Source organism: Aromatoleum evansii, assembly GCF_012910805.1.
Lineage (GTDB): Bacteria > Pseudomonadota > Gammaproteobacteria > Burkholderiales > Rhodocyclaceae > Aromatoleum > Aromatoleum evansii.
Genome location: NZ_WTVK01000002.1, coordinates 102,805 through 124,734, shown reverse-complemented (window position 1 = coordinate 124,734; position 21,930 = coordinate 102,805). Strand labels below are relative to the sequence as shown.

The window sequence follows — 21,930 nt, the reverse complement described above, 5'->3', positions numbered from 1 at the left end:
TTCGCAAGCCCCCACGGCCCATTCGCGGCTGAAGCCGCTCCCACAAGGTGCCCACGAGCACCGGTAAGCCAGGCCACGACGGCCACCGAATGAACAACGCCGGCACCAAGACCGGCCAGGAATACCCCCGGCCCCCGGCCGGAAGAACGGAGGAGAGTAAGGAATGACCACGCTCAGCGCAGCGGACCACAGCACGAGTCCGCCCACGATCACCCTGCCGCGCCAGTACAACGCCGCGGACGACCTTATCGGCCGCAACCTCGACGCCGGCCGCGGTAGCAAGATCGCCTACATCGACGACAACGGCCGCTACAGCTACGATGAACTCGCGGCGCGCGTGAACCGCTTCGCCAACGCCCTCGGTGCGCTCGGCATCACCCGCGAGCAGCGCATCCTGATGTGCGTGCACGACACCATCGACTTCCCGACCGTGTTCCTCGGCGCGATCAAGGCCGGCGTCGTGCCGATCGCGGTGAACACGCTGCTCACGCAGTCCGACTACGAATACATGCTCAGCGACAGCCGCGCGCGCATCGCCGTCGTGTCGGCGCCGCTGTACGACACCTTTGCGCCGCTGCTGGGCAAGGTCGAGTCGCTCGAGCGCATCGTCGTCGCCGGCGGCGAGGGGCCGGACTCGGTCGCCGCCCTGATGGCGAACGCCTCCGACAAGTTCGAGGCGGTCGCGACGACCTGCGACGACCCCTGTTTCTGGCTCTACTCTTCCGGTTCGACCGGCGCGCCCAAGGGCACCGTGCATATCCAGTCCAGCCTGATCCACACGGCCGAGCTGTACGCGAAGCCCATCCTCGGCATCAAGGAAAGCGACGTCGTGTATTCCGCGGCCAAGCTCTTCTTCGCCTACGGCCTCGGCAACGGCCTGACCTTCCCGCTATCGGTCGGCGCGACTGCCGTGCTGATGGCCGAGCGCCCCACGCCCGCCGCCGCCTTCAAGCGCCTGCGCGAGCAGCAGCCGACGATCTTCTACGGCGTGCCGACCCTGTACGCGTCGATGCTGGCGGATGCCGACTGTCCGACGCGCGAGGAGCTCGCGATCCGCATGTGCACCTCGGCCGGCGAGGCGTTGCCGGAAGACATCGGTCGGCGCTGGACCGAGCGCTTCGGCGTCGAGATCCTCGACGGCATCGGCTCGACCGAAATGCTGCACATCTTCCTGTCGAACCGCCCCGGCGACGTGCATTACGGCACCACCGGCAAGCCGGTGCCTGGCTACCAGGTGCGCCTGGTCGACGACGAGGGCAATGTCGTCGAAGGCGCGGACGAGCCGGGCGAGCTGCAGATCTCCGGGCCGACCAGTGCGGTGATGTACTGGAACAATCGCGAAAAGACGCGCGCGACCTTCCAGGGGCCGTGGACCCGCAGCGGCGACAAGTACTCGCGCAATGCCGAGGGCTACTACGTGTATGCCGGGCGCAACGACGACATGCTCAAGGTGAGCGGTATCTACGTGTCGCCGATCGAGGTCGAATCCTGCCTGATCCAGCATCCGGCGATCCTCGAGGCGGCGGTCGTCGGTCACGAGGACGAGGAGCGCCTGATCAAGCCCAAGGCCTTCATCGTGCTCAAGCCCGGTTTTCAGCGTTCGGAGCAGCTCGCGGCCGAGATCAAGGCGCACGTGAAGGCGCACCTCGCGCCGTACAAGTATCCGCGCTGGATGGAGTTCGTCGATGAGCTGCCGAAGACGGCGACGGGCAAGATCCAGTGCTTCAAGCTGCGTGCAATGGCTGGAAAGTAGGACATAGGGCGGGAGAAGCCGAAGGCGCATCCCGCCACCCCAAGCGTCGGAATGGCGGGATGCGCTTCGCTCCTCCCGCCCTACATGACCGAGGAATTACAAGGGCAAAGCCCCACCCATCCCCCGTGGAGGAGACACCATGAAAAATGCACGAATGAACCGCCGTACCCTGATGCAGGCCATGCTCGGCGTGATTGCCGGCGCACTCGTACCGCTGGGCGCCGCGCAGGCCGCCGAGAAGATCAAGGTCGGCCTGATGCTGCCCTACACCGGCACCTACGCCGCGCTGGGCACCGCGATCACCAACGGCTTCAAGCAGTACGTGCAGGAGCAGGGCGGCAAGCTCGGCGGCTACGAGGTCGAATATTCCGTCGTCGATGACGAGTCCGATCCGTCCAAGGCGACCGAGAACGCGTCCAAGCTCGTGAAGCGCGACAACGTCGACGTGCTGGTCGGCACCGTGCATTCGGGCGTCGCGCTGGCGATGGCCAAGGTCGCGCGCGACACCAAGACGCTGCTGATCATCCCCAACGCGGGCGCGGACGAACTGACCGGCCCGCTGTGCGCGCCCAACGTGTTCCGCAGCTCCTTCTCCGCATGGCAGCCGGCCTACGCGATGGGCAAGATCGTCGCCGAGCGCGGTCACAAGAACGTCGTCACGGTGACGTGGAAGTACTCCTTCGGCGAGCAGTCGGTCGCGGGTTTCAAGGAAGCCTTCGAGAAGGCTGGCGGCAAGGTCGCGAAGGAACTGTATCTCCCCTTCCCGAACGTCGAGTTCCAGCCCTTCCTGACCGAGATCGCCTCGCTGAAGCCCGACGCGGTGTTCGTGTTCTTCGCCGGCGGCGGTGCGGTCAAGTTCGTCAAGGACTACGACGCGGCGGGCCTGAAGAAGTCCATCCCGCTGTACGGCTCGGGCTTCCTCACCGACGGCACGATCGACGCGATGGGCGGCTCGGGAGAAGGCCTGCTGACGACTCTGCACTACGCCGACAACCTGACCAACCCGAAGGACCAGGCCTTCCGCAAGGCCTACGCGATGAACTACAAGATCCAGCCCGACGTGTATGCGGTGCAGGGCTACGACGCCGCGCAGATGCTGAAGACCGGCCTCGATTCGCTGAAGGGCGGCAAGTTCGACAAGGACGCGGTGATCAAGGCGATGGAAACGGCGAAGATCGACAGCCCGCGCGGCGCCTTCACGCTGTCCAAGGCGCACAACCCGGTGCAGGACATCTACCTGCGCAAGGTCGAGGGGCGCGACAACAAGCTCGTCGGCGTGGCCGAGAAGGCGCTGGCGGATCCCGCGCGCGGCTGCCGCATGTAAGTCTTAGCAGCTCCTTCCGTAGGCTCCATTCCAACATATCCGGGCGCCCTCAACAAGCGTCCGGAGGGGAAGACTCATGGATTTCGTATCCTTCCTGATCCAGGTGCTGAACTCGCTGCAGTACGGCCTGCTGCTGTTCCTCGTGGCCAGCGGGCTGACGCTGGTGTTCGGCATCATGGGCATCATCAACCTCGCGCACGGCAGCTTCTACATGGTCGGCGCCTACCTCGCGTTCGCGCTCACGAGCCTGACCGGCAACCTGATGCTGGCGATCGCGCTGGGGTTGCCGCTGGCCTTCGTGTTCGGCGCGATCCTCGAATGGGCGCTGTTCTCGCACCTGTACAAGCGCGACCACCTCGAACAGGTGCTGCTGACCTACGGCCTGATCCTGATCTTCGAGGAGCTGCGCAGCCTCGCCGTCGGCGACGACGTGCATGGCGTGACGATCCCCGAGCTGTTCTCGGCATCGATCCCGCTCTCGGATAACCTCAGCTACCCGCTGTATCGGCTGGTGATCTCGGTCGTGTGCCTCGCGCTCGCGGGCGGGCTGTACTGGCTGATCCAGAAGACGCGCCTCGGCATGATGATCCGCGCCGGCAGCCACGACCGCGACATGGTCAAGGCGCTCGGCATCGACATCAACCTGCTGTACCGCACCGTGTTTGCCCTCGGTGTCGCGCTCGCGGCGCTGGCCGGCATGCTCGCCGCGCCGATCTCCTCCGTCTATCCGGGCATGGGCAGCAGCGTGCTGATCATCTCCTTCGTGATCGTCGTGATCGGCGGCGTCGGCTCGGTGTGGGGCGCGCTCGTCGCGGCGCTCGTGATCGGCTTCGCGGACACCTTCGGCAAGGTGCTGCTGCCCGATCTCGCGGGCCTGATGGTCTATCTCGTGATGGCCGTGGTGCTGCTGTGGCGCCCCGAAGGCATCTTCAAGAAGGCTTGAGAGGAAGGACAAGACCATGAATTCCCGTACCTCCACAATCTTCAAGCTCGCGGTGATGGCCGGCGTGCTGGCCTTCCCGGCCTTCGGCTCGGACTTCTACGCCGAGATGGTCGCCAAGGTGCTGATCCTCGCGATCTTCGCGATGAGCCTGGACCTGCTGGTCGGCTTCACCGGCCTCGTGAGCTTCGGCCACGCCGCCTACTTCGGCATCGCCGCCTATGCAGTCGCGCTGATGACGCCGAAGTACGACCCGGCGAACCTGTGGCTGGCGCTGCCGGCGTCCATCCTCGCGGCGGCCGCGGCGGCCTTCGTCATCGGGCTGTTCGTGCTGCGCACCAAGGGCATCTACTTCATCATGGTGACGCTCGCCTTCGCGCAGATGGCCTACTACGTGTTCCACGACACGCCGCTGGGCGGCGGCTCGGACGGCATCTACCTCAACTTCAAGCCGGATGCGACGATCGCGGGCTGGGTGCCGTTCGACCTCAACGAGCCGCATCACCTGTACTACTTCGTCGTCGCCGCGATGCTCGCCGTGTATGGTCTGCTGAAGCTCGTGCTGCGCTCGCCCTTCGGCCGCGTGCTGGTCGGCATCCGCAGCAACGAGCACCGCATGCTCTCGCTCGGCTACGCGACCTTCCGCTACAAGCTCGCGGCCTTCACGCTGGCGGGCGGCCTCGCCGGCTTCGCGGGCTTCCTGTACGCAGTGCTGTTCGGCTTCGTCACGCCCGAGTATCTGTCGTGGCACAAGTCGGGTGACGTGCTGCTGATGGTGATCCTGGGCGGCATGGGCAACCTCGCCGGCGCGATCGCCGGGGCTGCCGCACTGGTCGGGCTGCAGGAAATCTTCACCGGCATGACCAAGCACTGGCAGCTGCTGATGGGCCTCACCATCGTCGCGGCGGTGCTCTTCATGCCGGGCGGCATGGCCGCGACACCCGCCCGCATCATGGCGCGCATCAATGGGGGAAAGACCAATGAGTGAAGTCCTGCTTGCCGCCGAGGGCATGACCCGCCGCTTCGGCGGGCTGCTCGCGAACCGCGATGTCAATATCCAGCTCGAGCGTGGCGTGCTGCATGCGCTGCTCGGCCCCAACGGCGCGGGGAAATCGACCTGCATCAACATGCTGTCGGGCGACCTGCCGCCGTCCGAAGGCACGATCCGCTACAAGGGCGAGGACATCACCGCGCTCACGTCCTACCAGCGCTCGAAGATCGGCATCGGTCGCAGCTACCAGCGCACCAACATCTTCCCCAAGTTCACGGTGCTGGAGAACTGCCGGCTGGCCGCGCAGTCGCGCAAGCCGCGTCCGTGGAGCCTGCTGACCAACGCACTGCGCATGCCCGAAGCGGTCGAACGGGCACGTGCGGCGATCGCCGAGGCCGGCCTGTCGGGCCGCGAGGACCGCGTCGCCGGCACGATGTCGCACGGCGAGCAGCGCCAGCTGGAGATCGCGATGGTGCTCGCGACCGACGCCGAGGTGCTGCTGCTCGACGAGCCGCTCGCCGGCATGGGCTCGGAGGAGTCGGCGCAGATGGTCACGCTGCTCAACCGCCTGAAGGCGACGCGTGCGATCCTCCTCGTCGAGCACGACATGGACGCGGTGTTCGCGGTCGCCGACCGCATCACCGTGATGGTCAATGGCCAGGTGCTGGAATCGGGCTCGCCGGAGCAGATCCGCAACAGCCCCGACGTGCAGGCGGCCTATCTGGGACACGAGGCGGAGCATGAATGACATGTCCATGATCAGAGTGAACGCAGCGGCCGACCCTGCCGCCAATCCTGCCGGGCAGGCGGTGCCCGACGAGCGCGAGATGCTGCTGGAGGCGATCGGCCTGCACACCTACTACGGCTCCAGCCACATCCTGCACGGCGTGAATTTCCACATCCGCAAGGGCGAGGCGCTCGGGCTGATGGGCCGCAACGGCATGGGCAAGACGACGCTGATCCGCACCATGATGGGTTTCCTGACGCCCAAGGCGGGCGGCGTGCTGGTGCGCGGCCAGCGCATGACGGGCGGGCCGACGCACAGGATCGCGAAGCTCGGCATCGCCTATGTGCCCGAAGGCCGCGGCATCTTCCCCAACCTGACGGTCCGGGAGAACCTGATCATGGCCGCGCGCGCCGGCGTCGACGGCCAGCGCGACTGGACCTTCGACCGCGTCATGGCGACCTTCCCGCGCCTTGCCGAGCGCATCGAGAACGGCGGCGGCAATCTTTCCGGCGGCGAGCAGCAGATGCTCACGATCGGCCGCGCGCTGATGACGAACCCGGATCTCCTGATCCTCGACGAGGCCACCGAAGGTCTCGCGCCGCTGATCGTGCGCGAGATCTGGCGCGTGATCCGCGAGATCCGCGACAGCGGCATCGCCACCGTGATCGTGGACAAGAACCACTCCGCGGTGACCGCGCTTACCGACCGCTCGATGATCCTCGTGAAAGGCCAGGTCGTGTTCGATGGTCCGAGCACGGAGGTGCGCAATAATCCCGAGCTCATCAAGAAACACCTGGGGGTCTGAATGAAGCAAGTGCTGGTCTGCGGCAAGCATCTCGAATACGTCCGGCTGCCTTCCGCGCACCCGCGCGACGGTGCGCCCGCGATCGTGTTCCTGCACGAAGGGCTGGGCTCGGTGTCGATGTGGCGCGACTTCCCGCAGAAGGTCGCGGATGCGACCGGCTGCGAGGCCATCGTCTATTCGCGCGCGGGCTACGGCCGTTCCGATGCGGCGGAGCTGCCGCGCACGACGCGCTACATGCACGACGAAGGCCTCACTGTGCTGCCGGCCCTGCTCGATGCGCTGCAGCTCGACCGGCCCATCCTCCTTGGCCACTCCGACGGCGGCTCCATCGCGCTGATCTGTGCGGGTGGTACCGGCACCCCGCTCTCGGGCGTGGTCCTGATGGCACCGCACGTGCTGGTCGAGGACATCTCGGTGACCAGCATCGCGCAGGCCAAAGTCGCGTGGCAGAGCACCGACCTGCCGGCGCGCCTGGGCAAGTACCACGCCGACGTCGAGGCCGCCTTCCGGGGCTGGAACGACATTTGGCTGCACCCGGATTTTCGCGCGTGGAACATCGAGGAGTACGTGCCGCGCGTCGCCTGCCCGGTGCTCGCGATCCAGGGCGAGGACGACGAGTATGGCACCATGGACCAGATCGATCGCATCGCCGCGCAGGCGCGCGACGTGGATCTCGTCAAGCTCGCCGACTGCCGCCACTCCCCGCACAAGGACCAGCCCGCGGCCGTGATCGAGGCCGTCGGCGAATTCGTGAACCGCATCCTGGACTGAACCGCCATGATCTTCGAATGCAAGAAATCCATCCGTTTCCACCACTGCGACCCGGCCGGCATCGTCTTCTACCCGCAGTGCCTGGTGCTGTGCAATGAGGTGGTCGAGGACTGGTTCGACCGCGGCATCGGCGTGGACTTCTACAAGCTGCACGCGGAGATCCGCCGCGGCGTGCCGATGCGCCACCTCGAAGTCGACTTTTTCGCACCGAGCATGCACGGCGATGAGCTCACCTTCACGCTCTACGTCGCGCGCATCGGCGGCAGCTCGATGGACATCGTCACGACCGCGTCGATGGGCGAGCAGGTGCGCTTCCGCGCGAAGCAGACGGTCGTGTGGGCCGACCTCGGCGGCGCCCCGCGCGCGACCTTGATCGACGACGAATGGCGCGAGCGCTTCGGGCGCTATCTGGAACCGCCGAAGGACTGACGTGACGCGCTTGTGGGAGCGGCTTCAGCCGCGAATCGGCGCACGGAGATGCCGCATCGGCCCATTCGCGGCTGAAGCCGCTCCACAGTGATGGTCACCGAACCCGTCGCAACGAAGGAAACACGATGGACTACAGCCGCTACACCAACCTGAAGGTCGAACTCCACGCTCACGGCATCGCCGAGGTGATCCTGGGTGAACCGGGCAAACTACCCGCCGCGGACGCGACCGGCCACGGCGAGCTCGCCGACATCTGGCGCGACCTCGACCGCGATCCCGCCGTGTCCGTGATCGTCGTGCGCGGCCAGGACAAGGGCTTCTCGGCCGGCGGCACACTGGATCTGGTCGCCGCGATGGTCGACGAGTTCGAGCATCGCGCCCGCGTGTGGAAGGAAGCGCGCGACATCGTCTACAACATGATCAACTGCTCCAAGGTGATCGTTTCCGCGATCAACGGCCCGGCGGTCGGCGGCGGGCTGGCGGTGGCGTTGCTGGCGGACATCTCGATCGCCGCGAAGAACGCGCGCCTCATCGACGGCCACACCCGCCTGGGCGTCGCGGCCGGCGACCACGCCGCGATCATCTGGCCGCTGCTGTGCGGCATGGCCAAGGCCAAGCTGCATCTGCTGCTGTCGAACGAGGTGAGCGGCGAGGAAGCCGAGCGCATCGGCCTCGTGTCGATGGCGGTCGAGGCCGAGCAACTGCGCGACACCGCCTTCGACATCGCCAGAAAACTCGCCGCCGGCCCCCAGACCGCCTTGCGCTGGACCAAGCACAGCCTCAACAACTGGCTGCGCCAGGCCGGCCCGATCTTCGACAACTCGGTGGCGCTGGAGATGCTCGGCTTCACCGGCCCGGAAGTACGCGAAGGCCTGGCCGCGGTGCGCGAGCGCAGGACGCCGAATTTCCCGGCCGGTTCCCCGATATGACATGAAACCCGTAGGGCGGGAGGAGCCGAAGGCGCATCCCGCCACGCGGCGGTGCCGACCCGACCCCCTTGGCGGGATGACTCCCGCCCTACGAAACCCCAACGGCGCCGCAGAGCGCCTGGCAACACCCCACCCCCGACGAAAGACAGAGAGAGGACCACCATCATGACCATCTACCAGTGCAGCGCCTGCTACTTCCCCTACAACGAGGCCGACGGCCTGCCCGACGACGGCATCGCGCCCGGCACCAAGTGGGAAGACGTGCCCGAGGGCTGGGTCTGTCCCGACTGCGGCAACGGCAAGGAACACTTCAACCCGGCACCCGAGCAGGAAGGCTGAGGCAACGTAATCAGCGTCCTGCCTGAAGGCGTGCGTGGTCGCACGCCTTGTCGCGGTGCTTATCACCGCGCCGGGATGGACGGGCGCTTCGACACCTGATCCCCTGCGGGGCAGGGCAGCGATGCCTAGCCCCGAACTCCTGTAAACCGTCCTCCCTCGACGCGTCACGCACCTGTAGGAGCGGCTTTAGCCGCGAATCGGCGCCCATTCGCGGCTGAAGCCGCTCCCACAGGGCCGCGTCCGTCACGCACGGTTCTTCCCCCGGCAATCGTTCCCGCTAACCCCTCGCGGGCCTCCTGAACTGCACTTCGCTGCATGCGAATGAATAATTGTTCATTCATCTCTTGATTTCGTGAAAATCCGGATGTAGAGTGAACGAACATTCAGTCAGTTGATGGACATCAAACAGACTGGAGCGAAGGCAGGACCGGATGGGGATTGGAAGGATTTGGCCGGAAAGGCTCCCCGACAGGGCGGATGGCCCGGATGGCCCGGAGCGCGCGGGGCAATTACAAGGAGACGGATTCATGAACGACGGATTGTTTGACCAGTTCAAGGAGTGGTACGAGAAGCGCCATGACTACGCCCGCGCGTGGAAGGCGCGCACTGGCGGCCAGGTAGTCGCAACGATGTGCACCTACACGCCGGAAGAGCTGCTGATCGCGGCCGGCATGCTGCCGGTGCGCGTGCTCGGCGCGCACGAGCCGCAGAACGTGACCGAGCCGCACATCTTCGGCATGTTCTGCCCGTTCTGCCGCGACTCGCTGGCGCAGGGCCTGCTGGGCCGCTTCGACTACGCCGAAGGCGTGACCCTGACCCAGTCCTGCATCCAGTACCGCCAGGCCTACAGCTCCTGGCGCCAGAACGTGCCCACCGTGAAGTGGGACTACTACGTCGCGATGCCCAACGACGTGCAGTCGCCGCATTCGCGCAAGGCGCACCGCGCCGAAGTGCAGGCGTTCCGCGTGTTCCTGCAGACGCTCACCGGCAAGACGATCACCGACGACATGCTGCGCGAGGCGCTCGCGGTGATGGACGAGAACCGCCGCCTGCTGCGCCAGCTGTTCGACTACCGCAAGGCCGACGAGCCCAGGGTCACCGGCGTCGAGGCGCTGTACGCGTCGATCACCGCGCAGTTCATCGACAAGCGCGAACACAACGAGATGCTGCGTAAGGTGCTCGCCGCGCTGCCCAAGCGTGAGGTGACGCGGCCGACGGGCGCGCGCTTCATGACCATCGGTTCGGAGAACGACGACGTGGCCTTCATGGCGATGGTCGAGTCGGTCGGCGCCACCATCGTCATCGACGACCAGTGCTCCGGCACGCGCTACTTCTGGAACGCGTCGAAGAACGACGACGACGTCGTCAAGGCGATCGCCGAGCGCTACTGCGACCGCCCGGCCTGCCCGACCAAGGATTACCCGTCGCACACGCGTTTCCAGCACGTGCTGGATCTCGCCAAGGAATACAAGGTGCAGGCGGCTGTCTTCCTGCAGCAGAAGTTCTGCGATCCGCACGAGGGCGACTACCCGGACCTGAAGCGCCACCTCGAGGCCAACGGCATCCCGACGCTGTTCCTCGAATTCGACATCACCAACCCGATCGGCCCGTTCCGTATCCGCATCGAGGCGATGCTCGAGACGCTGAGCGAAGAAGAACTGTTCTGAGAGCTTGTGAAGAAATCGTCGCGAGCAGGGTCGAGTGCAAGGCGCGAGCGAGCGAACGACGAGACATATCAGATGGATAGGCGAGGAGTGAGCGAGTGAGCAACGCAGCAATCGACCCGCGCAGCAGATTTATTCGCAAGCTCTGAGCCCGACAGGAGACATGAGATGGACACCAAGGCGATCTACCCGACCGAACAGCTCAAGCTGTGGGGCAAGGCCAAGCAGCTGCGCGAGCAGTACTACCACAACTACGCCCGCGCCAAGGAAAACGGCGGCATCCGCTGGTCCGCGGCGGGCTGGTCCTTCGACGCGATCCCGACCTCGCTCGGCGACGACGTCTATCCGCTGACTGGCGAGCCGTATTCGGCCGGCGTGTCGCTCGACAAGAAGTTCACCCAGCGCTGCCTCGACGCCGCCGAGTCCTACGGCTTCGCCCGCGACATGTGCTCCTACATGCGCATCTACTGGGGCAGCATGCACCTGGATGAATACTTCTACGGCGGCAAGTGGCCGACCTCGGACTTCATCTTCCAGACGCAGATCTGCTGCTCGCACGCGAAGTGGTACCAGCACGTCGCGCACGTGAAGAAGATCCCCGACTTATATGTCGACGTGTCGGTCGGCGCGTACAAGGACCTCACGCCCGAGCGCCTCGACTACGTCACGAGCCAGCTGCACGATTCGATCGAGTTCGTCGAGAAGGCGACCGGGCGCAAGTGCGACGACGAGCTGCTGATCCGCGCGATCAGGAACGAGATGCGCTCGACCAGCCGCTGGGCGCAGATCTGCGAGCTGCAGAAGGCGCGGCCCGCGCCGCTCGACGAGAAGACGATGTACTCGCTGTATGTGCTGTGCATCCTGCACAAATCCTCGCAGTGGTGCGCGGACTTCATGGACGAGCTGTACGACGAGGTGAAGGACCGCGTCGCGCGCGGCATCGCCGCGGTGGCCAACGAGCGCTGCCGTCTGATGTCCGACACGCAGCCGCCGTGGCCCTTCCTCAAGATCTTCCGCTATCTCGAGAGCTACGGCGCGGTGTCGATCGGCTCGCTCTACACCTTCGGCCTCGAAGGCACGTGGGAGTACAAGGACGACGGCTCCTGGGGCGCGCGCACCGTGCCGTGGGAGAAGGGCATCGAGATGAAGGACCGCGACACGGCGCTGCGCCTGTATGCCGACTGGAACCTCTCGAAGCCGCTGTGGCAGCAGTTCTTCGACCCCTCGGTGAAGTCCCGGATGATGCTCGACATCGCGCGCGACTGGGGTGTCGACGGCTGCATGATGCACCTCAACCGCGGCTGCGAAGGCCTCTCGGTCGGCATCATGGAAAACCGCCAGGCGATGGCCAAGGCCGGCATTCCGATCATGACCTACGAGGGCAACATGGGCGACGAGCGCGAGTTCGACGAGGTGCGCACGCAGGCGCGTGTGGATGCCTTCATGGAGCAGCTGGGCTTGCGCAAGCTGGCGGCCTGATCCCCCCAAAACCAGCAGAGAGCGGCGCGGCAATCGAAGTCATGAGTCAGGCGGGGCACCTTGTTCCTCCCCTTGAAGGGGAGGGAGTTCACCCGCACCGGCGCGCCCGTACAACACGCACAAGCAGTGCCAACAAGATGAGGACAGAAACATGATCACCGCAGGAATCGACATGGGTTCGCGCAGCGTCAAGGTCGTGCTGCTCGAGGAGCTCGACATGGAAGGCAAGCCGCAGCTGGTCGTGAAGAAGGCGCACCTGATGCTGCCGGGCGACCTCGACGCGGACCAGGCGGCCGAGCAGGCCTACGACGCCGCGCTGCAGGCGGCGGGTGTGGCGCGCGGCGACGTGAAATCGGTGTTCGCCACCGGTGCCGGCCGCAACCAGGTCGCCTTCGCCACCGAAGGCGTCACCGAGATGACCGCCGGGGCGCGCGGCGCGGTGTACATGTACCCGCAGGCGCGCACCGTGGTGGACGTCGGCGCCGAGGAAGGTCGCGGCATCAAGACCGACTCGGACGGCAAGGCGATCGACTTCGCCGGCAACGAGAAGTGCGCCGCCGGCGCCGGCTCCTTCGCCGAGGCGATGAGCCGCGCGCTGCAGCTCTCGCTCAAGGAGTTCGGCGAGGCGAGCCTGCGCTCCGACAAGAGCATCCCGATGAACGCGCAATGCACGGTGTTCGCGGAGTCCGAGGTGGTGTCGCTGATCCACTCCTCGACGCCCAAGGAAGACATCGCCAAGGCGGTGCTCGATGCAGTCGCCAGCCGCGTGTGCGCGATGGTGCGTCGCGTCGGCATCGAGGGCAACGTCGTGCTGATCGGCGGCATGGGCCACAACCCCGGCTTCGTCGCTTCGCTCAAGAACGCGATGGAGGTCGACGAGGTGCTGCTGCCCGAGCTGCCCGAATTCGCCAGCGCGCTGGGCTGCGCGCTGATCGCGGCCGAGCGCCTGCACTGAACCGACCGGACATGAATCGAGGAGACATGAAATGAATGCAGGAATCGACAAGGTGAGCCTGGCCACCCCGGAGAAGAAGGAATTCTGGCGCTGGCAGGAAAACACCTGGTACGACGAGACCAGGAACTGGCAGGACGCCAAGATCATCACCTGCGGCATCGACGTCGGCTCGGTGTCCTCGCAGGCGGTGCTGGTGTGTGACGGCGAGCTGTACGGCTACAACAGCATGCGCACCGGCAACAACTCGCCGGACTCGGCCAAGAACGCCCTGCAGGGCATCATGGACAAGATCGGGATGCAGCTCGAGGACATCAACTATGTCGTCGGTACCGGCTACGGCCGTGTGAACGTGCCCTTCGCCCACAAGGCGATCACCGAGATCGCGTGCCATGCCCGCGGCGCGAACTACATGGGCGGCAACAAGGTGCGCACCATCCTCGACATGGGCGGCCAGGACTGCAAGGCCATCCACTGCGACGATAAGGGCAAGGTCACGAACTTCCTGATGAACGACAAGTGCGCAGCCGGTACCGGCCGCGGCATGGAAGTCATCTCCGACCTGATGCAGATCCCCATTGCCGAACTGGGCCCGCGCTCCTTCGAAGTCGATGAGGAGCCGGAAGCGGTGTCGTCGATCTGCGTCGTGTTCGCGAAGTCCGAGGCGCTGGCGCTGCTCAAGGCCGGCTACACCAAGAACAAGGTGATCGCCGCCTACTGCCAGGCGATGGCAGAGCGCGTGGTGAGCCTGCTCGAGCGGATCGGCGTGGAGGAGGGGTTCTTCATCACCGGCGGCATCGCCAAGAACCCGGGCGTGGTGAAGCGCATCGAGAAGCTGCTGGGCATCAAGGCCGTCGATACCAGGATCGACAGCCAGATCGCCGGTGCGCTGGGCGCGGCGCTGTTCGGCTACACGCTGATGCAGAAGCAGGCCGGCAAGGCCTGAGCTCGCGGCGACGCGCGCGCCTTGCCGCGGCGGCCGCTCATGCGCGCGAATGTCCTGCCCCGCCGGGGGAGAGCCAGGCCATTCGCGCGGCATCGAAGCGCGCGCACTCCGCCTTCAGCCAGGTCGAGAAGATCGCGACGCGCCGATCGTCGGGGCGGCGGGATAGCAGCACGTAGCGCGCCGGCGCACGCACGTGCCGGCCGAACACGTTCATCAGGCGTCCGCTCCGGATCTCGTCCTGGACCAGCGCCGAGCGGGCCATCACCACGCCCTGGTGGCTCAAGGCCGCGCCGATCGCCAGGCTCGACAGGTTGAACTGCGGCCCTTCGAGATGCGCGATCCAGGCGGGGTGAAACGCCTCGAGCCAGGTGCGCCATTCCACGAATTCGGCCGCACCGACCCACGGCGATGCGTCATGCAGCAGCACGACGCCGTCGGGCGACTCCCCGGCCGCAAACCCGGGATGCCGCGCCAGATACTCCGGCGTGGCCGCGGCGAAGAGATACTCGTCCAGCAAAACGTCGGCCTGCAGCCGGCTGTAGCGGACCGGGTCGTAACGCACCGCCACGTCGATGTCCTGGGCGTCCATCGCTTGTCGGTCGAGCGTCTCGAACTCGGCCTTCAGCCGCACGGACACGTCGGGCCGCTCGCGCTGGAACTCCGTCAGGCGCGGCATCAGCCATTGCAGCGCGAACGAGGGCAGGCAATTGACCTGCAGGGGCGCGTTCGGCTCGCCGAGGCGCCGGATCGTGTCCTGGATCTCGTTCAGCGCGCGCGCCGTGGTCTCGAACAGCGCTTCACCCTTCGCCGTCAGTTTCAGGCCGCGCGGCTGGCGCAGGAACAGCCCGTAGCCGAGGCGGTCTTCGAGATGGCGAACCTGCTGGCTCACCGCGCTTTGCGTGAGGTGCAGCGATTCGGCCGCCTTCGTGAAGCTCAGCAGGCGCCCCGCCGCTTCGAAGCAGCGCAGCGCCCCGAGGATGGATGAATCCAGCTTCATAGGTATTAGAAGGGCTAATGCACGGTCCAGAAAGTATCGCTATTTTCACACGCGGGCCAGGCATAGGATGCAGTCTATTCGAGAACCCCTGCGAGGATCCGCGACATGACCGCTCTCCCCCCGGCGCTATTAGCGCAGCTTCAATCACGCCGGCCGCTGCTGTGGTTGAATCCGCGGCTGGGCCAGCCCCTGCCGGCCTCCGCCCCGGCGACGCCGCTGATCGCCGCGGCCGAGGCGCGTCTCGCGCGCTTTGCGCCGCTCATGGCGACGCTGTTTCCGGAGCTCGCGCCAAGCGGCGGACACATCGAATCCCAGCTGATGCCCGCCGCGGCGCTCCGCGACGAACTGGCCGGCAGGGACGCTGCCGCGGGGGCGTGGTTCATCAAGCGCGACGACCAGCTGCCGGTCGCGGGCTCCATCAAGGCACGCGGCGGCTTTCACGAGGTGCTCGCTTTCGCCGAATCAGTCGCGCTCGAACACGGGTTCCTGGCCGCGGACGGCGATCCCCGCGTTCTCGCGACGCCCGCGGCACGCACGCTGTTCTCGCAATATACGGTGTCGGTCGGCAGCACCGGCAACTTGGGCCTGAGCATCGGGGTGATGGCGGCGGCGCTCGGCTTCGACGCGGTGGTACATATGTCGGCGGATGCCAAGGCGTGGAAGAAGGACCGCCTGCGCAAGCGCGGCGTGCGCGTCGTGGAACACGCAGGCGACTACGCCGAGGCCGTGGCGGCGGGGCGCGCGCTGGCCGAGGCTTCGCCGCGCTGCCACTTCGTCGATGACGAAAGCTCGGCCCTGCTCTTTTTCGGCTATGCGGCGGCGGCGCGTCACCTCGCCCGACAGCTTGCCGACGCCGGCCGTGTCGTGGACGCCGCGCATCCGCTCCTCGTCTACATCCCCTGCGGCGTCGGCGGCGCGCCCGGCGGTATCACCTACGGGCTCAAGGCCTTGTTCGGCGAGCATGTGCACTGCTTCTTCGCCGAGCCCGTCGCCTCGCCGTGCATGCTGGTGCAGCTGGCCTCGGGGGGCGACGCGCCCGTCTCGGTCTACGACATCGGTCTGGACAACCGCACCGACGCCGACGGCCTCGCCGTCGGCCAGGCGTCCCCGCTGGTCAGCCCCTTGATGGCGTCGCAGCTCGCGGGTGTGTTCACCGTTCCCGATGATCGGCTCTACGTTCACTTGCGCGCCCTCAAGCGATCGCTGGGCGTGGAAGTCGAGCCGTCCGCGGCGGCGGGCGTCGGCGGGCCGGGCTGGCTGCACGATTCGCCCGAAGGTCAGGCCTATGTGCGCGCGCACGGACTCGACCTGCGCGCCGCGACGCACGTGATCTGGGCGACGGGCGGCTCGCTCGTTCCGCCCGAGGAACTCCGGCGCTTCCTGGACTACGCGGAAACCCTGAGCGACCGTGCGCCCTGAGTGATGCAGGCCGTTCCCGGGGGCCGCGGAGCGGAGCCGGGCAACGGGAATCCGAGGCAAGGAAAGATTCCCGTTGACTGTGCGATTCAAATGAACGACTATTCCATCAGCGAGCTGCAAGGTGTATCCGGACCCCGGTGCGCGGCGGGCTCGACCGGCAAGAAAAAGCAAACGTGGAGGATGTGATGGCGGCAGATCTGGATCGCGCACTCGCTGGCAAACACGTGGTGATCACCGGCGGCGGCCGCGGCATCGGTGCCGCAATCGCCGCGGCCGCCGCCGCGCAGGGTGCGCACCTGACGCTGATGGGCCGCACCCGTGGGCAGCTCGAAGAGCGCGCCGCCGCCTTGCGGGCGGAAGCGGGGCAGGGGGACATCGAGGTGCATTGCGAGGCGGTCGACGTTGCCCGCGCGGATTCGGTCGAGGCAGCCTTTGCGGCCGCCACGCGCGCGCTCGGCCCGGTCGCGGTGCTGGTCAACAACGCGGGCCAGGCCGGCAGCGCGCCCTTCCTGCGCACCGAGCCCGCGCTGTGGCAGCAGATGCTGGAGGTGAACCTCACCGGCACCTACCTCGCCACCCGCGCCGCGCTGCCCGGCATGCTCGCCGCCGGCTGGGGCCGCGTCATCAACGTCGCCAGCACCGCGGGCGAGAAGGGCTATCCCTACGTCTCGGCCTACTGTGCGGCCAAGCATGGCGTGATCGGCCTGACGCGCGCGCTGGCGCTGGAAATGGCGCACAAGCACATCACGGTGAACGCCGTGTGCCCCGGCTACACCGACACCGACATCGTGCGCGATGCGATCGCGAACATCCGCGAGAAGACGGGCCGCAGCGAGGTCGACGCGCTCGCCGAGCTGGCGAAGCACAACCCGCAAGGCCGCCTGGTGCGCCCGGAAGAGGTCGCCAACGCGGTGCTGTGGCTGTGCCTGCCGGGCTCCGAAGCGGTCACCGGGCAGGCGATCTCGGTGTCGGGCGGCGAGGTGATGTAAGCAGACCCGTCCGAGCGGGCGCCGCACAGGACAGCAACCAAAAGGAGGGTGGACGCCGCTGGCGTACCGCCCCGAGAGGAGACGCGAAAATGAGTGATCGAAGCTATCTGGAGTGGCCCTTCTTCGACGAGCGCCACCGCGGCATGCAGGTCGAGCTGGAGGCCTGGGCAGCAGCCCACATCGACGGCCACCCGCATGGCGACCTCGACGACGCCTGCCGCGAGCTGGTGCGCAAGCTCGGCGCTGACGGCTGGCTGCGCTACATGGTCGGCGGCACGGCCTACGGCGGTCGCCACGACACGATCGACACGCGCGCCGTATGCCTGCTGCGCGAGACGCTGGCGCGCCACTCGGGCCTCGCCGATTTCGCGCTGGGCATGCAGGGGCTGGGCTCGGGCGCGATCACGCTGCACGGCAGCGACGCGCAGAAGCGCAAGTACCTGACCGAAGTCGCGGCGGGGCGCGCGATTCCGGCCTTCGCGCTGTCGGAACCCGATTCCGGTTCCGACGTCGCCGCGATGGCCTGCAGCGCGCGCCTTGACGGCAAGGACTACGTGCTCGACGGCGAGAAGACCTGGATCTCCAACGGCGGCATCGCAGATTTCTACGTGGTGTTCGCCCGCACCGGCGAAGCCCCCGGCGCACGCGGCCTGTCCGCCTTCATCGTCGAGGCGAACCTCCCGGGGTTCGAGATCGCCGAGCGCATCGACGTCATCGCCCCGCACCCGCTCGCGCGCCTGCGCTTCACGGGCTGTCGCGTGCCGGCGGCGAACCTGCTCGGCGAGCCGGGGCAGGGCTTCAAGGTCGCGATGCAGACGCTGGACATCTTCCGCACCTCGGTCGCCGCCGCCGCGCTCGGCTTCGCGCGCCGCGCGCTCGACGAAGGCCTGCGCCGCGCGACCACGCGCGACATGTTCGGCAAGAAGCTGGCCGACTTCCAGATCACCCAGGCCAAGCTCGCGCAGATGGCGACCCACGTCGATACCGCCGCGCTGCTCACCTACCGCGCCGCGTGGATGCGCGATCAGGGCAAGAACATCACCGGCGCCGCGGCGATGGCCAAGATGACCTCCACCGAGACCGCACAGCAGGTCATCGACGCGGCGGTGCAGCTGTGGGGCGGCTGCGGCGTCGTCAGCGAGCATCCGGTCGAGCGTCTGTACCGCGAGATCCGCGCCCTACGCATCTACGAGGGGGCGACCGAAGTGCAGCAACTCATCATCGCCCGCCAGACCCTCTCCGCCTGGGAGCAGGAACAGGCCGCCTGAGCCTGGCAGGGGATCACGACAGGCGTCCTGCGACGCCCGTCGCGATCTCCCATTTTCTCCGCATTTGCAATGAGTGAACGTTCAGCCAATGAACGCACGGAGGAGGACACAACATGCATACGAGCGTAGTGAGCCTGGACGCGGCCGCCGCGGCAGGATTGCGTCCCACGAAGGTGTGCGGTGCGCAAGGGGGGGAGGGCGAGGGTGCGAATGAGGACGCCGGCGTCCAGCTCGAACCCGGCTCGATCGAGCACGTCGCGCACCCCGAAGCCCTGCCGCACGGACCATGGGGCCGGCGCCTGTACGCGGCGAGCCGGGTGTCCGCGCTGATGGGCGGCACCCTCTTCATGTTGATGATAGGCATGTCGCTGGTGTCCATCGTCGGACGCAAGCTCTTCTCGCTGCCGGTGCCGGGCGATTTCGAGGTGCTGCAGATGGGCGCGGCCGTCGCGTCGGCGACCTTCTTCTCCTACTGCCAGATGGTCGACGGCCACGTGCGCGTCGACTTCTTCACCCACTGGCTGCCGCGGCGCGGGCGCGCCTTCCTCGACGGCGTTGCCGCGCTGCTGATGGGGGGCGTCGCGTTGCTCGTCGCATGGCGCACCGGCGTCGCCGCCGTGTCGTCCTACGAATCGGGCGAGGCCTCGCTGATGCTGGGCTGGCCGGGCTGGGTGCCGATCGCGCTGATCGTGCCGGCCTTCGTGCTGTTCGCGACCACCAGCCTGTACATCGCGGGCCGTCGCTTCCGTGTCGTGGCCGGAGGTGAAAAATGAGCGGCATAGCAATTGGCGCGACGATGTTCGCGATCCTGCTGGTGATGCTGGTGTTGCGCGTGCATATCGGCATCACGATGTTCATCGTCGGCGCGGGTGGCTACCTGACGATGATGGGCGGCGAAATTGCGCCCTTCCTCAACACGCTGAAGAACCTCGCCTACGCGCGGCTCTCCAACTACGATCTGGCCGTCATCCCGATGTTCCTGCTGATGGGCCAGTTCGCCACCCACGGCGGCCTGTCGCGCGTGCTGTTCCGCTGCGTGAGCTCGCTCGTCGGGCACTGGCGCGGCGGCGTCGCGATCGCCTCGACCGGCGCCTGTGCGGGCTTCGGCGCGATCTGCGGCTCCTCGCTCGCGACCGCGGCGACGATGGGCCAGGTCGCGCTGCCCGAGTTGAAGCGCTGCAACTACTCGGGCGCCCTGTCGACCGGGGCGCTGGCCGCGGGCGGCACCCTCGGCATCCTGATCCCGCCCTCGGTGCCGCTGGTGATCTACGCGGTGCTGACGCAGGAATCGATCGGCAAGCTCTTCATGGCGGCCGTGCTGCCGGGCCTGATCGCGATGATCGGTTACATGCTGGTGATCCGCATCATCGTCACCCTCAAGCCCGAGGCCGGTCCTGCCGGTCCGCGCGTGCCGCTGGCGGAGAAGCTGCGCTCGATCGCCCAGGTGACGCCGGTCGCGCTGATCTTCCTCGTCGTCATCGTCGGCATCTACGGCGGCTGGGCGAACCCGACCGAGGCGGCCTCGATCGGCGCGGCGGCCTGCGGCATCCTCGCGGTGGTCAGCGGCGGCATGCGCGCCGAAGGCATCCGCGAGAGCGTGCTCGGCGCGGCCGAGGCCACCGCGATGATCTTCCTCGTGCTGCTCGGCGCGGACATGCTCAACACCGGCCTCGCGCTCACCCAGATGCCCGCCGAGCTCGCGCACTGGGTGCGGGACAGCGGCCTGTCGCCGCTGCTGGTGCTCACCGCGATCCTGCTGATCTACGTCTTCCTCGGCTGCGTGATGGATGCGCTGGCGATGATCCTGCTCACCATCCCCATCTTCTACCCGATGGTCATGGGCCTGGAATTCTGGGGCCTGACGCCGGACGAGAAGTCGATCTGGTTCGGCATCCTGGTGCTGATGGTGGTCGAAATCGGGCTCGTGCATCCGCCGGTCGGCATGAACATCTACATCATCAACAAGGCCGCGAAGGACGTGCCCCTCACCGATACCTTCCGCGGCGTGATGCCCTTCCTGGCATCGGACCTCGCGCGCATCACGCTGCTGCTGTTCTTTCCCGCCATCACGCTGTATCTGGTCCGGACCTTCGGCGGCTGACAAGCCGAGGCCGGCCCATCATTCCAAGGAGGAGACGCGATGAATACCGGAAAACTGCTTAAGCCGCTGCTGGCGGCCCTGCTGCTCGCGGGCGGCGCCGCCCAGGCCCAGTCGGACAAGGTCGTGACGCTGCGCGTGCATCACTTCCTGCCGCCCTCGTCGAACACGCAACTCAAGTTCCTCGAACCCTGGTGCGCCAAGATCGGCGCCGAATCGGGCGGACGCCTGAAGTGCCAGATCTACCCGGCGATGCAGATGGGCGGCACCCCGGCCCAGCTCTTCGACCAGGCCAAGGACGGCGTCGCCGACATCGTGTGGGCAGTGCCCGGCTACCAGGCGGGCCGTTTCCTCGTCTCCGAGGTGTTCGAGCTCCCCTTCATGGGCAGCTCGGGCGAGAAGTCCAGCCGCGCGCTATGGACCTATGCGACGAAGAACGCCACCGCCGAATTCAAGGGCGTGCGCCCGCTGGTGTTCCACGTGATCTCGGGCATGGCGCTGCACACGACGAAGAAGCAGGTCAGGACGATGGACGACCTTGCGGGACTGAAGCTGCGCGCGCCGACGCGGCTGGCGACCAAGATGATCGCGGCGCTCGGCGCCACCCCGGTGCCGATGCCCGTGCCGATGGTCACCGAGAGCCTCGCGAAGGGCGTGATCGACGGCGCGATGATCCCGTGGGAGGTCGTGCCGGCGATGAAGGTGCAGGAGGTCGTCAAGTATCACAGCGAGACCGACCCCGCGTTGCCGCTGATGTCGACAACGACCTTCATCCTCGCCATGAACCCGGCGAAGTACGACAGCCTGCCGCCGGAGCTGAAGCAGGTCATCGACGCCAACAGCGGTCCCGAGGTGTCGGCGTGGGCCGGCCGGGTGTGGGACGAGGCGACGCTGACCGGACGCCAGGCCGGCCTCGACCGCAAGAACACCTTCTATACCGTGCCGTCCGACGAGGTGGGCAAGTGGCAGAAGGCGTCCGAGGCGGTCGCGGCGGACTGGGTCAAGGAAGTCAGCGCCAAGGGCTACGACGGCCAGAAGCTGCTGGCCGAAGCCCGGACGCTTCTTGCGAATTGAGGCGGAAGCGCCCCGCCCGAGCCCCGGCCCGCCGGC

General features: G+C 67.0%; 21 protein-coding genes. 20 read left to right on the top strand and 1 reads right to left on the bottom strand.

From position 1 onward, the window contains the following. Positions 1-163 precede the first annotated feature (163 nt). The 14 genes from GO615_RS01670 to bzdQ all read left to right on the top strand — a co-directional run bounded on the left by GO615_RS01670 (position 164) and on the right by bzdQ (position 14,049). Positions 164-1,753, top strand: a complete 1,590-nt coding sequence (locus GO615_RS01670; RefSeq protein WP_169125304.1) for a benzoate-CoA ligase family protein — start codon at positions 164-166, stop codon at positions 1,751-1,753. Positions 1,754-1,925: 172 nt separating this feature from the next. Next, on the top strand, positions 1,926-3,077 hold the full coding sequence (locus tag GO615_RS01665; protein ID WP_246262106.1) for an ABC transporter substrate-binding protein: 1,152 nt from the start codon (positions 1,926-1,928) through the stop codon (positions 3,075-3,077). Between the two features lie 76 nt (positions 3,078-3,153). Then, positions 3,154-4,020, top strand: a complete 867-nt coding sequence (locus GO615_RS01660) for a branched-chain amino acid ABC transporter permease (protein ID WP_169125302.1) — start codon at positions 3,154-3,156, stop codon at positions 4,018-4,020. A gap of 16 nt (positions 4,021-4,036) precedes the next feature. Next, positions 4,037-5,005: a branched-chain amino acid ABC transporter permease gene (locus GO615_RS01655; protein WP_169125301.1), complete on the top strand. Its 969-nt coding sequence runs from the start codon at positions 4,037-4,039 to the stop codon at positions 5,003-5,005. Next, complete coding sequence (locus GO615_RS01650; RefSeq protein ID WP_169125300.1) at positions 4,998-5,756, top strand: ABC transporter ATP-binding protein; 759 nt, start codon at positions 4,998-5,000, stop codon at positions 5,754-5,756. Before GO615_RS01655 ends, GO615_RS01650 begins: the two co-directional genes overlap by 8 nt. Before the next feature lie 79 nt (positions 5,757-5,835). Then, positions 5,836-6,540, top strand: coding sequence for an ABC transporter ATP-binding protein (locus GO615_RS01645; RefSeq protein WP_169125352.1), 705 nt, complete (start codon positions 5,836-5,838; stop codon positions 6,538-6,540). Then, positions 6,541-7,311 carry an alpha/beta fold hydrolase gene (locus tag GO615_RS01640; protein WP_169125299.1) on the top strand — a complete coding sequence of 257 codons (771 nt, stop codon included), beginning with the start codon at positions 6,541-6,543 and terminating at the stop codon, positions 7,309-7,311. Between the two features lie 6 nt (positions 7,312-7,317). Next, entirely contained in the window at positions 7,318-7,740 is a 423-nt protein-coding gene (locus tag GO615_RS01635) for a benzoyl-CoA thioesterase (RefSeq protein WP_169125298.1), read from the top strand. Positions 7,741-7,865: 125 nt separating this feature from the next. Further along, positions 7,866-8,669: an enoyl-CoA hydratase/isomerase family protein gene (locus GO615_RS01630; RefSeq protein WP_169125297.1), complete on the top strand. Its 804-nt coding sequence runs from the start codon at positions 7,866-7,868 to the stop codon at positions 8,667-8,669. A 165-nt stretch (positions 8,670-8,834) separates the two neighbouring features. Continuing rightward, complete coding sequence (locus tag GO615_RS01625; protein ID WP_169125296.1) at positions 8,835-9,008, top strand: rubredoxin; 174 nt, start codon at positions 8,835-8,837, stop codon at positions 9,006-9,008. A 527-nt stretch (positions 9,009-9,535) separates the two neighbouring features. Continuing rightward, positions 9,536-10,675 (top strand): benzoyl-CoA reductase, bzd-type, subunit N, encoded by a 1,140-nt coding sequence (bzdN, locus tag GO615_RS01620; RefSeq protein ID WP_169125295.1) that lies wholly within the window; start codon positions 9,536-9,538, stop codon positions 10,673-10,675. A gap of 165 nt (positions 10,676-10,840) precedes the next feature. Then, a complete protein-coding gene (bzdO, locus tag GO615_RS01615; protein WP_169125294.1) occupies positions 10,841-12,151 on the top strand; it encodes a benzoyl-CoA reductase, bzd-type, subunit O in 1,311 nt (436 codons plus the stop codon). A 151-nt stretch (positions 12,152-12,302) separates the two neighbouring features. After that, positions 12,303-13,106 (top strand): acyl-CoA dehydratase activase, encoded by an 804-nt coding sequence (locus GO615_RS01610; RefSeq protein WP_169125293.1) that lies wholly within the window; start codon positions 12,303-12,305, stop codon positions 13,104-13,106. Positions 13,107-13,137: 31 nt separating this feature from the next. Further along, positions 13,138-14,049 carry a benzoyl-CoA reductase, bzd-type, subunit Q gene (gene bzdQ / locus GO615_RS01605; protein ID WP_169125292.1) on the top strand — a complete coding sequence of 304 codons (912 nt, stop codon included), beginning with the start codon at positions 13,138-13,140 and terminating at the stop codon, positions 14,047-14,049. A 37-nt stretch (positions 14,050-14,086) separates the two neighbouring features. Here the strand turns inward: bzdQ and GO615_RS01600 are convergent, their stop codons facing one another. Next, positions 14,087-15,046, bottom strand: coding sequence for a LysR substrate-binding domain-containing protein (locus tag GO615_RS01600; RefSeq protein ID WP_211166900.1), 960 nt, complete (start codon positions 15,044-15,046; stop codon positions 14,087-14,089). 105 nt (positions 15,047-15,151) lie between these two features. Between GO615_RS01600 and dsdA the strand changes: the two genes are divergently transcribed. From dsdA to GO615_RS01570, 6 genes are all read left to right on the top strand, one after another. Next, positions 15,152-16,465 (top strand): D-serine ammonia-lyase, encoded by a 1,314-nt coding sequence (dsdA, locus tag GO615_RS01595; RefSeq protein ID WP_169125291.1) that lies wholly within the window; start codon positions 15,152-15,154, stop codon positions 16,463-16,465. A 185-nt stretch (positions 16,466-16,650) separates the two neighbouring features. Then, the gene (locus GO615_RS01590; protein ID WP_169125290.1) at positions 16,651-17,454 is read left to right on the top strand and encodes an SDR family NAD(P)-dependent oxidoreductase; all 804 of its coding nucleotides are present in this window, start codon (positions 16,651-16,653) and stop codon (positions 17,452-17,454) included. Between the two features lie 89 nt (positions 17,455-17,543). Next, positions 17,544-18,722, top strand: coding sequence for an acyl-CoA dehydrogenase family protein (locus GO615_RS01585; RefSeq protein WP_169125289.1), 1,179 nt, complete (start codon positions 17,544-17,546; stop codon positions 18,720-18,722). A gap of 113 nt (positions 18,723-18,835) precedes the next feature. Then, positions 18,836-19,495, top strand: coding sequence for a TRAP transporter small permease (locus GO615_RS01580; protein ID WP_169125288.1), 660 nt, complete (start codon positions 18,836-18,838; stop codon positions 19,493-19,495). After that, positions 19,492-20,823, top strand: a complete 1,332-nt coding sequence (locus GO615_RS01575) for a TRAP transporter large permease (protein ID WP_169125287.1) — start codon at positions 19,492-19,494, stop codon at positions 20,821-20,823. The genes GO615_RS01580 and GO615_RS01575 overlap by 4 nt, the downstream gene beginning before the upstream one ends. A gap of 39 nt (positions 20,824-20,862) precedes the next feature. Continuing rightward, on the top strand, positions 20,863-21,894 hold the full coding sequence (locus tag GO615_RS01570) for a TRAP transporter substrate-binding protein (RefSeq protein WP_169125286.1): 1,032 nt from the start codon (positions 20,863-20,865) through the stop codon (positions 21,892-21,894). The last annotated feature ends 36 nt before the right edge of the window (positions 21,895-21,930 follow it).